This is a genomic window from Streptomyces sp. Ag109_O5-1 (assembly GCF_003814875.1).
Taxonomy (GTDB): domain Bacteria; phylum Actinomycetota; class Actinomycetes; order Streptomycetales; family Streptomycetaceae; genus Streptomyces; species Streptomyces sasae.
Map to the genome: position 1 here is coordinate 10,509,527 of NZ_RKQF01000001.1, position 15,209 is coordinate 10,524,735.

At 71.1% G+C, this 15,209-nt stretch carries 15 protein-coding genes; 8 read left to right on the plus strand and 7 right to left on the minus strand.

The window, feature by feature from the left end; translation table 11 throughout:
* The first annotated feature begins 5 nt into the window (after positions 1-5).
* A complete protein-coding gene (locus tag EDD90_RS47895) occupies positions 6-1,112 on the plus strand; it encodes an NAD(P)-dependent alcohol dehydrogenase (RefSeq protein WP_123979288.1) in 1,107 nt (368 codons plus the stop codon).
* Positions 1,113-1,154: 42 nt separating this feature from the next.
* Here the strand turns inward: EDD90_RS47895 and EDD90_RS47900 are convergent, their stop codons facing one another.
* From EDD90_RS47900 to EDD90_RS47910, 3 genes are all read right to left on the minus strand, one after another.
* Entirely contained in the window at positions 1,155-2,105 is a 951-nt protein-coding gene (locus tag EDD90_RS47900) for an NADP-dependent oxidoreductase (RefSeq protein ID WP_185149480.1), read from the minus strand.
* 102 nt (positions 2,106-2,207) lie between these two features.
* Entirely contained in the window at positions 2,208-2,774 is a 567-nt protein-coding gene (locus tag EDD90_RS47905) for a TetR/AcrR family transcriptional regulator (protein WP_123979290.1), read from the minus strand.
* On the minus strand, positions 2,771-3,133 hold the full coding sequence (locus EDD90_RS47910; RefSeq protein WP_123979291.1) for a DUF1304 domain-containing protein: 363 nt from the start codon (positions 3,131-3,133) through the stop codon (positions 2,771-2,773). The genes EDD90_RS47905 and EDD90_RS47910 overlap by 4 nt, the downstream gene beginning before the upstream one ends.
* Before the next feature lie 303 nt (positions 3,134-3,436).
* On the opposite strand from EDD90_RS47910, the gene EDD90_RS47915 reads away from it, so the two are divergent.
* Genes EDD90_RS47915 through EDD90_RS47935 form a run of 5 tightly spaced genes read left to right on the plus strand, consistent with a single transcriptional unit; the run spans position 3,437 to position 7,871 of the window.
* Positions 3,437-5,257, plus strand: coding sequence for an ATP-binding protein (locus tag EDD90_RS47915; protein ID WP_123979292.1), 1,821 nt, complete (start codon positions 3,437-3,439; stop codon positions 5,255-5,257).
* A gap of 5 nt (positions 5,258-5,262) precedes the next feature.
* On the plus strand, positions 5,263-5,673 hold the full coding sequence (locus EDD90_RS47920) for a roadblock/LC7 domain-containing protein (RefSeq protein WP_046733906.1): 411 nt from the start codon (positions 5,263-5,265) through the stop codon (positions 5,671-5,673).
* Entirely contained in the window at positions 5,670-6,041 is a 372-nt protein-coding gene (locus EDD90_RS47925; protein ID WP_123979293.1) for a DUF742 domain-containing protein, read from the plus strand. The genes EDD90_RS47920 and EDD90_RS47925 overlap by 4 nt, the downstream gene beginning before the upstream one ends.
* The gene (locus EDD90_RS47930) at positions 6,022-6,627 is read left to right on the plus strand and encodes an ATP/GTP-binding protein (protein ID WP_123979294.1); all 606 of its coding nucleotides are present in this window, start codon (positions 6,022-6,024) and stop codon (positions 6,625-6,627) included. Before EDD90_RS47925 ends, EDD90_RS47930 begins: the two co-directional genes overlap by 20 nt.
* Entirely contained in the window at positions 6,624-7,871 is a 1,248-nt protein-coding gene (locus EDD90_RS47935) for a cytochrome P450 (RefSeq protein ID WP_123979295.1), read from the plus strand. The genes EDD90_RS47930 and EDD90_RS47935 overlap by 4 nt, the downstream gene beginning before the upstream one ends.
* A gap of 72 nt (positions 7,872-7,943) precedes the next feature.
* On the opposite strand, the gene EDD90_RS47940 is transcribed toward EDD90_RS47935, so the two are convergent.
* The 4 genes from EDD90_RS47940 to EDD90_RS47955 form a co-directional block, all read right to left on the minus strand.
* Positions 7,944-9,674 carry a hypothetical protein gene (locus EDD90_RS47940; RefSeq protein ID WP_260328549.1) on the minus strand — a complete coding sequence of 577 codons (1,731 nt, stop codon included), beginning with the start codon at positions 9,672-9,674 and terminating at the stop codon, positions 7,944-7,946.
* A 257-nt stretch (positions 9,675-9,931) separates the two neighbouring features.
* A complete protein-coding gene (locus EDD90_RS56015; protein WP_185149481.1) occupies positions 9,932-10,369 on the minus strand; it encodes a hypothetical protein in 438 nt (145 codons plus the stop codon).
* A 178-nt stretch (positions 10,370-10,547) separates the two neighbouring features.
* Complete coding sequence (locus EDD90_RS47950) at positions 10,548-12,182, minus strand: amidohydrolase (protein WP_123979296.1); 1,635 nt, start codon at positions 12,180-12,182, stop codon at positions 10,548-10,550.
* A gap of 12 nt (positions 12,183-12,194) precedes the next feature.
* A complete protein-coding gene (locus EDD90_RS47955; RefSeq protein WP_123979297.1) occupies positions 12,195-13,688 on the minus strand; it encodes an APC family permease in 1,494 nt (497 codons plus the stop codon).
* A gap of 129 nt (positions 13,689-13,817) precedes the next feature.
* Here EDD90_RS47955 and EDD90_RS47960 point away from each other — a divergent pair, with 129 nt between their 5' ends.
* Entirely contained in the window at positions 13,818-14,591 is a 774-nt protein-coding gene (locus tag EDD90_RS47960) for a TetR/AcrR family transcriptional regulator (RefSeq protein ID WP_123979298.1), read from the plus strand.
* Positions 14,588-15,052, plus strand: a complete 465-nt coding sequence (locus EDD90_RS47965) for a pyridoxamine 5'-phosphate oxidase family protein (protein WP_123979299.1) — start codon at positions 14,588-14,590, stop codon at positions 15,050-15,052. The genes EDD90_RS47960 and EDD90_RS47965 overlap by 4 nt, the downstream gene beginning before the upstream one ends.
* Positions 15,053-15,209: the final 157 nt, after the last annotated feature.

A 15,209-nucleotide genomic window follows, 5' to 3' on the forward strand; every position in this document is an offset into this window, starting at 1 on the left:
GTACGATGCCCATCACCACCCGAGCCGCCGTCGTCGAGTCCGGCGGCGCGCCTTTCACCCTCGCCGACGTCGAACTCGACGCGCCAGCGCCGTACGAGGTGCTCGTCCGCATGGTGGCCGCCGGTCTGTGCCACACCGACCTCGGCGTGGCGAGCGGCGGGCTGCCCTTCCCGCTGCCCGGAGTTCTCGGCCACGAGGGCGCCGGTGTCGTCGAGGCCGTCGGCTCCGCCGTCACCGGAGTGGCCCCCGGCGACCATGTCGTCCTGTCCTTCACCTCCTGCGGCAACTGCCGCAACTGCCACGGCGGTCACCCCGCCTACTGCACCACCTGGCTGCCGCTCAACCTCATCGGCGGCCGGCGCGCCGACGGCACCGTCACCGTCAGCCGGGACGGCGAGCCGCTCGGCGGCCACTTCTTCGGCCAGTCGTCCTTCGCGGAACGCGCGTTGGTCGACGAGCGCAGCCTGGTCAAGGTCGACCCCGACGTCCCGCTGGAGTCGATCGCCCCGCTCGGCTGCGGGGTGCAGACCGGGGTCGGCGCCGTGTGGAACGTACTCGAGCCGACCACGGGCAGCACGATCGTCGTCCTGGGTGCCGGGGCGGTGGGCCTGTCGGCGGTGATGGCGGCCGCGCTCACCCCGGCCACCACGATCGTCGCCGTCGACCGGGTGGCCGAACGCCTCGAACTGGCAAAGGAGTTGGGTGCCACACACACCGTTGACGCCACCCGGGAGAGCCTCCCCGAGGCCATCGGGCGCATCTCGGGCGGAGCCGGCGCCGACGGCATCGTGGAGACCACCGGGAACGTCGGTGTGCTCCGCCAGGGCGTCGACGCGCTCGCCGCCCGCGGCACCCTGGTGGTTGTCGGCGCCCCGCCCTTCGGCACCGAAGTGCCCCTGGACGTCAACGGGTTGCTGGCCGGCAAGCGGATCGTCGGCCTGACCCTCGGCGACAGCGAGACCCAGGCATTCATTCCGGCCCTGGTCCGGTTGGTCCGCGAGGGACGGCTGCCGCTGCACCGGCTGATCTCCACCTATCCGTTCGCCGAGATCGACCGGGCCGTGCAGGACATGAGCACGGGCAAGGCGATCAAGCCCGTGCTCACCTTCTGAGCCCGTTTCCTGAACCCGTCTTCTGAACCCGGCGCGCGGACGTCAGTCCGTCACCAGGACCAGCTTCCCCGTGGTCCGGCCGGTGCCGCCCAGCTCGTGCGCCTTGGCGGCATCGGCCAGCGGGAACGTCCCCGCCACCGTGGCCCGGAGCTTTCCCTCCTCGGCCAGGGAGGCGATCGCCCGCATCCCCGCCCGGTCGGCGTCCACCAGCATCCGCACCGCCCGCACGCCGAGCCGATCGGCCTCCTCGTACAGGCTCGCCGAGCCCACCGGCAGGATCGACACCAGGACCCCGCCGGGCCGCAGCATGCGCAGTGAGGCCACCGAGGTGTCGCCGCCCAGGGTGTCGAGCACGACGTCGACGTCCCGCACCGCCTCCGTGACATCCACGGACCGGTAGTCGACCGGCTCGTCCACGCCGATCTCCCGCAGGAAGTCGTGCTTGGCGGCGCTCGCCGTGCCGATCACATACGCCCCGCGCGCCTTGGCGATCTGCACCGCCACATGCCCGACCCCGCCGGCCGCCGCATGGATCAGCACCCGCTGCCCCGGCCGTACGTCGGCGTACTCCACCAGCGCCTGCCAGGCCGTCAGCCCCACCAGCGGCAGCGCGCCCGCCTGGACGTGGTCGATCACCTCCGGCTTCGGCACCAGGGCGCGGGCGGGGACGATCACGTACTCGGCGTGCGTGCCGTGGCCGAACGGGTAGGGCACCATCCCGAAGACCTCGTCACCGGGCGCGAAGGCGGCGACGCCGATCCCGGTCTGCTCGACCGTGCCGGAGACGTCCCAGCCGAGGACGAAGGGCGGCTCGCCCAGGAAGATGCCGAGCTCCCGGTGCTTCCAGTCGGTCGGATTCAGCCCGGCGGCCCGCACCCGGACCAGCACCTCGTTGGGCCGCGGCTTCGGCCGCGCCACCTCGACCACCTTCAGCACCTCGGGACCGCCGAGGACGTCCTGGCTCACCACACGCATCGTGTTCACATCGTTCATGGTCACCCAGCCTGCCGGGGCGCGCCCGCCCGGGAAATGGCACGATTGCCAATATCCGATGGAATCGTGCCAGTCAATCATGCCGGCCCGGCCCCGGGCGGCTCAGCGGCTCATGTGCAGGGCGACCAGCAGCTGCCACACCTGGTTCGCCACGTCCTCCGGGCCGGCGTCGAGCAGGCCGTGCAGCCAGTCGGCCAGTACCCCGGCGAAGGTGGCCGCCACCGCCGAGGCCACCAGCGGCGCGTCCGCCGCGCCCACCAGCTCCCGCTCGGCCAGGCTGCGCGCCCGCAGGTCCCGGTGCAGCACCCGGCCCAGGGGACCCCCGCCGCCCGGCGCGAGCAGCTCCCGGTACAGGGCCGCGTGCGGGGCCAGCCCCGCGAAGAACCCCAGGAGCGCGGGCGGCGCGTGCACCGGATCGGGCCGCCCCCGCCAGGCGTGCAGCGCGTCCACCGCCTCCCGTACGACGTCCGCACAGGCGTCGACCGCCAGCGCCTCCAGGCCGTCGTAGTGCACGTAGAAGGTGGCCCGCCCGACCCCGGCCCGGCGCACCAGTGCAGCCACGCCCACCTCCGCGAGCGGCCGTTCGGCGCACTCCTCCAGCAGGGCCGCCCGGAGTCGCGCCCGGGTGCGTGCGGCCCGCGGGTCCTCCAGGGCCGGGCGGCCGGTCACCCCGCGGCGAGGACGGCGGCCAGAGCGAGCGCGCCCGGCAGCGCCTGAGCGAAGAGGATCCGCCGGTTGGCCGTGACCGCGCCGTACAACCCCGCGACCACCACGCACGACAGGAAGAACACCTGGGCCCGGAAGCCCGTCGGATCGGCCGCGACCAGCCCCCACACCAGACCGGCCGCCAGGAAGCCGTTGTACAGGCCCTGGTTGGCCGCCAGCGGTGCGGTGCGCCGCGCCAGTTCCGCGTCGAAGCCGTGGAAGCGCATCCCTGGCGTCTTCTGCCACAGGAACATCTCCATCACCAGGATGTACGCATGCAGCGCGGCCACCAGGCCGACCAGCACGTTCGCCACGATGTCCATGATCGCGGACCCTCCCCATCTCTTGAACAGGTGTCCACTATAGCTGGACAGGTGTCCAGTAGGCGGGTGGGTGGCAATGGGTATTTGTTGATTTGCCACCAACTGGCGGAGCGTGACGGAATCCTCACTTCCTCTGCCTGCCGAGGTTGATCCTTTCGGGTTCAAACCCGATAAGCTCCATGCAGTCACAGCGAGTTGACGCTCCCCACGGTGGGTTCGTCCCGCCGTGCGTGCTCGTGAGTGCGGCCTTCGCACACTGCCCTTGTTCGCTGTTGTTCGATTGTGTTGTCTCGAAGGATGCAGATGGAACTCGCCACTCCGCCGCCGGCGGCGCGGGCCCCTGTCGCCTGGTACAGCTGGTGGCTGATGCCGCTGGCCTTAGGGGGAGGGACGGTCGCCGCCACGTTCATGAGCTCCGAGCGAATAACCGCGGCCGTCGCCGGCGCCGCGGCCACCGCCGCCAGCTCTGTGTGTGTACGGCTCCTGATCCGCTCGCAGCGTCAACTGCGCAGCGCCGAAGGGTCGTTCCGCAGCTCGCAGGCCGAGCACTCCCAGCAGTGGCAGCAGCATGTCTCGGGCCTGGAACGGAAGTTCTCGGCCGAGCGCGCCACGCTGGAGGCCCAGCTGGCCGAGCAGTCGGCCGCGTTCGACGCGCAGCTCGGCGAGCGGGCGGCCGCCTTCGACGCCCGGCTCGGTGAGCAGACCGCCCACTACGACGGTCAACTGGCCGAGCAGGCAAGGGCGTACGAGGAGCGGCTCGCCGACCTGGTGAAGGCCTCCGACGCGCAGCTCGCCGACCAGGCCGAGGTCTGGCAGGACCAGGTCGAGCACCAGCGGTCCGCGATCGCCCGGCTTGCCGACGAGCAGCTGCCCGAGGCGCTGAAGCGGCTGCGCGAGGGCGACGCCATCGACGACCTGCTGCCGGTGACCGAGCAGTGCGCCAAGGTCGACAAGGACCTCCAGGCCAACCTGCGCCGTATCCTGCGCACCTCGCTGATCGGTGTGGAGGAGGAGTTCAACCGCTCCACCTCGGCCGAGCAGGCCGTGATCAGCATCGGCAACCGCATCCACGTCCTGACCAGCAAGCTGCGCGGCCGACTGCACGAGATGCAGGGCGAGCACGGCCGGCTGCCCGCCGTGGCCCGCGGTCTCATGGAGCTCGACCAGGAGCTCGGTCCCGCCGACTCGCTCGCCGGCAGCATCGGCGTGCTGGGCGGCTCGGACCGGCCCGGCCGCCAGTGGCAGGAGCCCCAGCGACTGCTCAGCGTGGTGCGCGGCGGTATCGGCCGGATCAAGGACTTCCATCGTGTCGAGGTCCGGCACCTGCCCGAACTCGGCGTCGACGGCGGTCTGGTGGACCACCTCACGCTGATCTTCGCCCACCTGCTGGACAACGCGGCCCGTTACTCGCCGCCCACCGAGCCGGTCGTCGTGTCCGGCAAGGAGGTGCCGAACGGCGTCGGCATCGAGATCCAGGACTCCGGCAAGGGCCTGAGCGAGGAGAAGAAGCGCGAGGCCCAGCACTCCCTGGCGGGCACCGAGGCCGGTCCCGGTATCGGCGGCATCTCCGAGGACGCCAGCATCGGCCTGCGGGTCGTCGGCATCCTCGCCCGCCGCTACGGCATCCGGGTCACCTTCGCGGACTCGCCCTGGCTCGGCACCTCAGTGGTGGTCGTGGTCCCGCACAAGTACTTCAGCCCGCTGCCCGCGGCCCCCGCCGCCCAGGCCCCCGCGACGGCCGCCCCCGCCGCCGCGTCCCCGGTGCAGGCACACGGCCCGGTCGCCGTCGAAACCGTCACTCAGCCGGAGTCCGGCGAGGCCCCGGACACCACCCCGGGCGGACTGCCGCGGCGGCGCAGCCGGCGCCGCGACGAGGAGCAGCCCGAGGAGCGCACCGCCCGCACGCAGGGCGCCGCGTTCCCCGCGGTCCCGCCCGATGAGTCCTTCGCGGGCCTGGCCGCATTCGCCACCGCGGGCCGTGCGCCCGTGGCGGACGAAGCGGCGGACAGCGAAGCCGAGTTGACCGGAGACGAAGACGACGTGGCACCCGCGACCCCGGACGGCGCCGATGACGCCGCCGCCGGACGCGAGTCCGCCGAGCACCGCACTGAAGAGAGCGACTAGTCCACATGACGCAACAGGGAACCGACGTGAGCTGGGCGCTCCGTGATCTGGTGGAGAGCATCCCGGAGATCCGTTTCGCCCTCGTGGCCTCCAGCGACGGCAAGGCCATCACCTCCTTCGGTGCGGAGGACCCCGACGACGTGGACCGCTTCGCGGCCGTGGTGGCCGGGCTGCAGGCCCTGGCCCAGCCGGTCGCCGAGCAGTTCCCCAAGTACGCGGGGCAGCTGCGGCTGGCGATGATCGAGGTCGACGGCGGTCACCTCTTCGTCGTACGGGCCGGTGTGGAGACGTATCTCGGGGTCCTCGCCCGCGAAGGACTCGACCAGGGGTTGCTCGGGCACCAGATGAGGGACCTGTCACGGCGGATGGGCGAGCTGCTCGGCACCTCTCCGCGCCTGGAGGAGCACTCTGGATGAGTGCTCCCCGTCGGCCCACGGACCCGTCCGGTCTTGAGCGCTACTACGTCCTCACGGGAGGACGCAGCGGACCGGGCGGGTCGGCGTCGAGCCTCGACGTGGCCACCCTCGTCGTCTCCCGTACCGCCCCCTTACCGGGGATGCAGCACGAGTACGAGGAGATAGTCCGGCGCTGCCGTGATCCGCTGTCGGTGGCCGAACTCACCGCTCATCTCGGATTGCCCTTCAACATTCTCGCGGTGCTGTTGGCGGATCTGCTGGACGCAGGCCGTATTGAAGCCCGTGATCCCATTCCGGCGCACCACTCCGGACGCGGGCCTGACCTCGCGCTCCTCCAGGAGGTACTCAGTGGACTTGAAAGGCTTTGACCATCCCGGCGACCCCGGTGCCGGGGGGACCCGCTCGGTCAAGGTGATGATCGCCGGGGGGTTCGGCACAGGGAAGACCACCATGGTCCGCTCCGTCAGCGACATCAAGCCGCTCACCACCGAGGAGACGCTCACCCAGGCGACCGTCGGCGTCGACAACCTCATCGGTGTCGCGGACAAGTCCGAGACCACGGTCAGCCTCGACTTCGGCAAGATCAGCCTCAACGAGAGCCTGATGCTGTACCTGTTCGGCACCCCTGGACAGGAACGGTTCTGGTTCCTGTGGAACGGCCTGTTCAAGGGCGCGCTCGGTGCGATCGTCCTGGTGGACACCCGGCGGCTGGCCTCCAGCTTCCGGGCGATCGAGGAGATGGAGCGGCAGAACGTGCCCTTCGTCATCGCCCTGAACGTCTTCCCGGACTGCAAGGAACACCCCATCGAGGAGATCCGGGACGCCCTCGACATCTCCCCGCACACCCCGATCGTGGCCTGTGACGCCCGTGACCGCGCTTCCAGCCGTGACGTGCTGATCGCCCTGATAAGTCATTTGAAGGAACGCTCCGCCGTCGCACTGGAGCCCCGATGAACGACCAGAGCCCCGGCAGTCCCGACGCCCCGCGCGGCTGCCCGGTCGCACACGGTTCGCCCGAGCTGGCCCGGCTGTACGGACCCGAGGTGGCGACCGACCCGTTCGGCGTCTACGAGCGGCTGCGCAAGGAGCACGGCTCCGTCGCGCCGGTGCTGCTGGAGGGCGACGTCAACGCCTGGCTGGTGCTGGGTTACCGGGACAGCCGGCGGGTGCTCGACAATCCCAGCCAGTTCCCCCGGGACGCGCGGACCTGGCGGGACTACCGGGAGGGGCGGATCGAGGAGACCTCTGCCCTGATCCCGATGCTCGCTTGGCGTCCCGACTGCGTGTCCCAGGACGGCGAGCCGCACCGCAGGCTGCGCGGCGCCGTCAACGACGTGCTGCAGGCCGCCGTCGGCCGTGGTATCCGGCGCCACGCCACGCACTTCGCCAACAGACAGATCGACCGGTTCGCGGCCGTCGGCCGCGCCGATCTGGTGGCGGACTACGCCGACTTTGTGCCGATGCTCGTGATGAGCCGCGTTCTCGGGCTCGCCGAGGTGGAGGGGCGCCGGCTGGTCGAGTCCTGCGCCGAGCTGCTCAAGGGCGGCGAGGACGCCGTGATGCACGACGGCAGGATCAGGGAGATCTTCGGCGAACTCGTCGAGCGCAGGCGGACCGAACCCGGCTCCGACCTCGCCACCGACCTCCTGGACCATCACGCGGCTCTCGACCACGACGAGGTCGTCGATCACCTGCGCATGGTGATGATCGCCGCGGCTGTCACGACCAACCTGCTGGCCCGGGTGCTGCGGCTGGTCCTGACCGACGCCTCCCGGCTCTCCGGGCTGACCAGCGGGCAGCTGAACATCTCGGCGGTGATGGAGGAGGCCATGTGGAACTCTCCGCCGCTGACCGTCCTGCCGGGGCGCTTCGCCGCCAGCGACGTCGAACTCGGCGGGCATCTCATCGGGGCGGGTGACCTGCTCGTGCTCGGTCTCGCCCCGGGCAACCTCGACCCCGAGGTCCGGCCCGACCCGGGTGTCTCGGTGGAGGGTAACCAGGCGCACCTGGCGTTCGGCGCGGGCCCTCACGAGTGCCCCGGGCAGAATATGGGTCAGTCCATGATCGAGATTGCGGTGGACGTCCTGCTGCACCGGCTGCCGGGCCTGCGGCTCGCCGTGGCGGCGGACGAGCTCACCTCGACCGCCTCCACCTGGGAGTCCCGGCTGGACAGCCTGCCGGTCGAGTTCCCGGTGTGAGCACGCTGCTGCCCGGCCGGAGGACCGGCCGGGCAGCAGCGTCGTCGGTGGTTCCGGAACAGGATCGAGGCGTCAGCCGTCGAGCCAGTCGCCGGTGACGGTCGTGGGCTGGTATCCCGTGGCGTTCCAGATGAAATGCGGGTGGGCGCAGCCGAACATGTAGGAGAGCAGTGCGGTGTCTTCCCTCCCGGTCTGAGGGTCGTACAGGGTGGAGAACTTTTCGGATCCGACTGCGCCGGCGTCCTGTTGGATCTGCCGAGCGCGGTCCGGAGACGGTGCATCCATGGATGCCTCCACAGCGGCGACGTAGGTCCGGCGCAGGATCTCCCATGTGCTGTCGGTGTTGCCCTGCCAGGGGCCGTGCAGTGCTTCGAAGGCATGGAGCTCGGCGTCGAAGAGGGCCCATGTCCGGGGGAATTGGGCTCGGCAGAGTGCGGACAGCTCGGCGGTCCGGGAGCTCAGTGCCGGTGCGGTGGGGCGCGGGCCGATGGTGAGGGTGGTGCCGTGGGTGAGGATGCCGGTGCACGGGTTGGGCTGCAGGTCGCACAGCGGGCAGTCCTCGGCCGGGGGGAGGCCCTCGGTGATGCCGTCGAACCACAGGGCGTGGCGGCCCGTGAGTCCCATCCAGACGATGGTGCTGCTCATCAACCAGGTGTTCCACATCGGTTCATGCGCCTCGGGCATGCAGCCGTACTTGATGAGGGCGATCGTGCAGGCAGCGTAGAGGGCCTTGGTGTGGGTGGGTAGGTCGGCGAGCCAGAAGTTGCTGATCTCGCCGGTGAGGGAGTCGACTCGTACGTCGGCCATGTCGTCGATGACGCGGCACAGCAGCAGGGAGGCGAGGTGTTCTTCCTGCCAGAGTTCCGTATCGGGTGAGACGTGCCAGAACAGGCAGTCCAGCATCTGCAGGGCTGAATAGGTGCTCTGGCCGAGCGGGTTGGTCTGGGGGAGCGTGACGCTGCCCGCGTGGTGCTGTTGGAGCCAGTGCTCGTCGACGGATCGCTTATGGGCTGCGTAGAGTCCGCAGACCAGGGCCCGTGCGCTGTTGGTGCTGAAACTCTCGGCCAGGCGGCCTTCGACGAGTTGGGTGACGTGCGTGGTGTCGATGGTGTCGATCACGCGCTTGTACTCGTGGAAGACGAGGATGTCGTCCTCGAAGCGGTGGCGGAGGCCAAGGTCTCGTTCAAGGTCGTTCAACTGCCGGACCCAGATCCATCCAGCGGTGAGGACGCTGTCGAGTTCCCGGCGGTAGGGCCAGGCCTTGACGGTGAGGGGACGACCGGCGCTCTGCCGCCAGCTGTAGTCGCCCAGCGTGCGTGCGGGGGGCGTGGGCAGCCGACGGCACAGCGGGCAGGCGCAGGCTGTTGCCCGCTCTTCGTCGCGCGGTGGGGTGAGTGCCCGGCTCCGCCAGGCCCCCTCCAGCATCGTGCTGGTCAGTCGGCACATCTCGACATCGGTGCTGACCTGGGGGAAGGCTGCTTCGATCATGCGCAGGCTGGTGTCGAGGCGCCTCAGCCTCGCGTAGCCCTCCTCGTCGGGCGGGAGGAACGCGGTCTGCGCCAGATGGAGGGCTCCCTCGACATGCAGCGTGGTACTGGAGTGGGGGGATCCGAGTGCGTCCAGCCGCTGCTGAGCGGCGGTCTGCCGGCTTCGGTACTGCTCCGTGCTCCCGTTGATGCGGTTCACCAAGAGGCGGGCCAGGGCGTTCCCCGCCTCCGTGGGCTGAAGCTCGGCGCTGGGCTGCGCCAGGAGCAGGCTGTCGGCGGACGCCGTCGGAACAGCACCTGCGATGCGGGATTTCACACCGGTCTCCTTCAAGTTGTGGTCATGACAACGGAATCGACCGGCCGTGGTCGTTGGCCGGTCGTGTCCGGGAATCTTCTGGCCCTGTCGCGACGGTCTCGCCGAGCAGCCGGACGCACGCGACCGGCTCCGGCTCCTGCTGCGAACGACCGCGAGGGGTACGGCCGCTGCGTCGACGGCCGAAGAGGCGGAGCGGGTGGTCCACCCGCCCTTGTCGAAGTGCTTCTCGCTACCTGACGAGCACCCGCACGGCCGCCTCAGCTGTGTCGAACAGAAAGCACTCGCGGCCCGTCAGGCGTGGCGCGACCGCCGGATCCGAGGTGCCTGGCCGCTCCGGGAAGGCCGGAGGGTCCGACGGCATGTGGGGATCCCCACGGAAATACGACCGCCTGCCCTGCTTCGATCGAGCAGGGCAGGCGAAGCCTGCGGTCCGGCCGGTTCGCGTCGAACCGGCCATCGAACAGGAAAGCCGGTGGGAACCGGTTCATCAGGACGATCATGTCCTCGACCGAGGCGTGCGGACGGGTCCGGGCGGCCGCCTGCGGCAGGGCCTGCGAGACGTGCTCCTCCGACCCGGCTTTGCCGCCCACCAGGTCCATGTCCGGGAGTCGGCGCAGATGTCGGGCCCGGGCGTACTCCGGATGCTCACTGGCAGGGGTGTCGAAGGGCAGGTCGAAGGTGACGTCCTGGGGCATGTGTTTCCTTTCGGGCGACAGTGCGCAGAGTCCCCCCGTCCCTGCGAATGGGTGGCCGGTCGGCCACCCGTGCACTCGAACTGGCCTTCGTGGCTCGAAAGTTGAGCCGTGAAGCGCTACGAGGCTGCCCAGAGCGTAAATGATCTACGCGTGACCCCATCGTGATGTGTGTTACTGCTCACGCCTCCTGAGTTGAGTACACTCGCGCGCCCCCCACGTACGTGTGCGTCACGCGCGCGGCCGCGATGTCCTCCGGGTCTCCGGCGAACGGATCGCGGTCCAGGACCACCAAGTCCGCGAGCGCCCCGACCGCCACGCGCCCGGTGTCGTCGAGATGGTTCACGTACGCCGATCCCGCCGTGTACGCGGTCATCGCATCCACCAGGCCCAGCCGCTCCTCGGGCAGGAACACCGGCGCGCCGCCGCCCGGTTCGACCCGGTTCACCGCGACATGGATGCCCTGGATCGGGTCGGGACTGCTCACCGGCCAGTCGCTGCCGGCCGCGAGCCGCGCCCCGGAGCGCAGCAGCGACCCGAACGGGTACTGCCACCCGGCCCGTTCGGACCCCAGGAAGGGGATCGTCAGCTCGTCCATCTGCGGCTCGTGCGCGGCCCACAACGCCTGGATGTTCGCGGTGGCGCCGAGCCGGGCGAAGCGCGGTACGTCATCGGGGTGCACGACCTGGAGATGCGCCAGATGGGGCCGCGTGTCGCTCGGACCGTTCGCGGCCCGTGCCGCCTCGACGGCGTCCAGCGCATCGCGTACGGCCCGGTCGCCCAGCGCGTGGAAATGGCACTGGAAACCAAGCGCGTCCAACTCGGTCACGTACTGGGGAAGTTGCTTCGGGTCGATGAAGCTCTTGCCGCGATTGGCGGTGGCGCAGCCGCAGTTGTCCAGGTACGGGTCGAGCAGCGCGGCCGTGCCGTTCTCGGCGACCCCGTCCAGCATCAGCTTCACCGTGCCCGCCCGGAACCGCCCGTGGCTGAACGCGGCGCGTTTCTCGACCAGTTCGGGAATCTGCTCGGCGCCGCGCTCCCGGTCCCACCACAGCGCCCCGACCACCCGCGCGGTCAGCGAACCGTCCCGGGCCGCCGCGAGATAGGCCTCGGCCGGGTTGTCCATGCCGAGGAACTCCCCGACCAGCGCGTCCTGCCAGGCCGTGATGCCGAGCGCGTGCAGATGCCGCTGGGCGTGCAGCAGCGCCGCGAGCCGGTCCGCCGGGCCGGCCGGCGGCGCGAGCCGGCCGACCAGCTGCATCGCCCCCTCCTGGAGCGTCCCGCTCGGCTCGCCCGAGGCGTTCCGCTCGATCCGCCCGTCGGCCGGGTCGGGCGTGTCGCGGTCGACCCCGGCCAGCTCCAGGGCCCGGCTGTTGACCCAGGCCCCGTGATGGTCCCGGTTGGGCAGATACACCGGACGGTCCGGTACGACGGAGTCGAGCAGTTCCTTCGACGGCGTACCGCCCGCGAACGACTCCATGGACCAGCCCCCGCCCAGCACCCACTCCCGCTCCGGATGCGCCTCGGCGTAGGCGCGCACGGCGGCCACGGTCTCCTCGGCGGTGCGCAGTCCGGTCAGGTCGCACCGGGCCAACTCCAGCCCGGCCGGCACCGGATGGACGTGCGCGTCCTGGAACCCGGGCAGCAGCAGCCGCCCCGCGAGGTCGACCACCTCGGTGCGCGGCCCGGCGAACTCCCGCACTTCCTCGGCGGATCCGACGGCGGTGATGCGCTCACCGGTGACGGCGACGGCACTGGCCGTCCGGCCCTCGGGGGTGAGGACGGGGCCACCGGTGAAGAGCAGATCTGCGTGCATGTTTCTTTTTCCCTACTTGGAGGTCGTGAGCAGCTGGGGTGCGTCGGCATCCGTGCCCTCGCCGGTGCGGAAGTACGGCGAGCGGCGCACGTACTTCGCCCAGCCGGCGGCGACGAACCCGGACGCGATCATCGCCAGCGGGGTGGTCAGCAGGAACCAGCCGTTGTCCGCGCTGACCTCGAAGTGGTCCGTCGAGGTGTAGAAGGACCAGCCGAGGTAGCCGCCGAGCCCCAGCAGTGCGAGGGCGCTCAGCGCCGGCAGCACCACGGCCCGTACGCCCTGCCGCCAGTCCTCGCGCAGCAGCGAACGGAAGCGCGCGGCGGCGGCGAGCGCGGTGAGCGCGTACGACAGGGCGACGACGATGCCGACGGCGTTCACCGTCGCCATGATCATGTCGGCGAGCCTGGGGATCACCAGGGCGAGCCCGGCGACCGCCGCGGCCAGCGCCCCGATCAGCAGCGTCCCGGCCGCCGGGGTGCCGTACCGGGCGCTCACCCTGGACCACACCGGCCCGAGGGTACGGTCCCGGCTCATCGCGAACATGCCACGGGCGGTCGGGATCACGCCGGCCTGGAGCGAGGCCACCGCCGAGAACATCAGCGCCACCAGCGGCAGCGCGGCCCACGGCTGGGCGGCCAGCCGGTCGCCGAAGAACGCCAGCCCCTCGGCCCCGTGCCCGGCCAGCTCCTTCTCGGACAGCACCCGCTGGAACGCCACCGAGCCCAGCAGGAACAGCCCCAGCATCGTCACCAGCGTGATCAGCCCGGCCCGGGAGGCGTCCCGGGGGTCGCGCACCTCCTCGTTCACGCTGAACGCGGCCTCGAAGCCCCAGTAGCAGAACACCGACAGCAGCATTCCCTGCGCCAGTGCCGTCGCCGAGGGAATCGCGAACGGGTCGAACCAGCTCAGGCTGAAGGCGTGCGGTCCGGTGACGATGCCGTAGCCGCAGAACCCGAGCAGCACGACGTACTCGAAGACCAGCAGCCCGGTCTGGAGCCGGGCCGCGGTACGGATGCCGGTCACGGCGGTGAGGGTGACGGCGACCAGGACGACGATGCCGACGGCCGTGGTCTGCGCCGTCGAACCGGGGTCCAGGGCGAGCCCGCCGACACGGTGCACCCCGGCCTCTCCCGCCAGCTGCAGCATCGCGGACCCGGTGACCGCCGTGGTGTACGCGAGGAAGGCCACCGTCGCCACGATGTTCACCCAGCCGACCATGAAACCGAGCCACGGGTTGAGCGAACGGCCCACCCACACATATCCGTTGCCCGCGTTCGGCTCCACCCGGTTCAGCCGCGAGTAGGCACCCGCGATACCGAGGACCGGCAGGAACGCCAGCAGCATGATGGCCGGCAGATGCAGCCCGACCATCCCGGCCGTCACACCGAGACCGATGCCGATGCTGGTGGTGGCGGCCGTACTGGACGCGGCCACCGCGACGCCGTCCAGGACGGAGAGGGATCTGCGCAACTCCGGTGGGTCTGCTGTGTAGGGCTGGTCGGTCATGGCCGGCACACTCCGCTCGCACCTGGGGGCCGACCCGACCGGCCCCGGTGACCGGCCATGAAACTGCCGGTGCACTTCACAGGTCAACAGTGTTGTCATAAGGTGCCGACACATCGCGAGGGAGGCCCCATGAGCGAACGCGTCGTCCCGGCCACCGGCCGGCAGCGCAGGCGCCCCACCAAGCAGGGCGTGGTCCTCTCCGAGGAACTGATCGTGGAGACCGCGCTCCGGCTGATCGAGGAGCACGGCGCAGACGCCCTCTCCGTGCGCCGCCTCGGCCGCGCCCTGGGCGCCGACCCCAGCTCCCTCTACCGCTACTTCGAGCACACCGACGACCTGATGCTCGCCATCGCCGACGAGCTGATCGGCCGTACCCTGCGCACCTGGCGGCCCACCGGCGACTGGCGCGCCGACCTGCGCGACCTGGGCCTGCGCATACACGCCGGCGCCCTCGCCCACCCCAGGGCCGCGGTGCTCAGCGCCCACCGGGTGACCGGACGGACACACGAGATCCAGGCGGTCGAGACCATCCTGGGGGTGCTGCGCAGCACCGGTTTCCCCGACGCGGAGGCGGTCCGCGTCTACCACGCCTTCATCGACCAGGCCCTCGCGTACGGCGCCCTCGACTCCGCCAATACCGCCCTGCCGAAACCCGCCCGTGAGGCCGAGGCGGACGTGTGGCGGACGACCTACGCCCGGCTGCCCGCCGCCACCCACCCGAACATCGCGGCCACCGCCCATCATCTCGTGGCGTCGATGCGGGGAAGTTCCTACCCGGCGGCCCTGGAACTGCTGCTGACGGCGGCCGGGGCCCGGCTCGCGGAACTCGGCGCCGGGTCACATTCCACGCCGCCTGTCCGTCATCTCCGCGACACCGATCACGAGGAGGCCGAACGACCATGACCCGACCGCCCGCACGCAGCGCCGAGCAGCGCAAGAAGGACACCCTGGACCGGCTGGAGCGGGACGAGGACGTCTGGGTGGCCACCGCGGGGGAGGAGGGCGGCGCGCCGTACCTGGTGCCGCTGTCCTTCCGGTGGGACGGCTCGACCCTGCTGCTGGCCACCCCGGCCGCGAGCCCCACCGGCCGCAATCTCGTGGCGACCGGCACCGCCCGGCTGGCTGTCGGGCCGACCCGGGACGTGGTCATGATCGAGGGAGAGGTCCGTGCGGTGACCCCGGAGGAACTGCCCGTCGAGGAGGGCGACCGGTTCGCCGCCAGGTGCGGCTTCGATCCGCGCCGACTCGCCACCCGTTACCTGTACTTCAAGGTCACCCCGAGGCGGGTCCAGGCCTGGCGGGAGGCCGACGAGATTGCGGGGCGCGAGCTGATGGGCGACGGGAAGTGGCTGGTGGCCGACTGAATCCCGTGATCGGGGACGGACGCACCGTGCGGACCTGGACGAGGCGGAGCACCGGGTGGCCGGCCTCGGCGGGCTGAGGGTCGAGGCGCGGGGTCCGGCCGGGCCGTACGAGGAGCGCCGGGTGGTCGGCCTCGGCGGGTTGAGGGTCGGGGCGCGG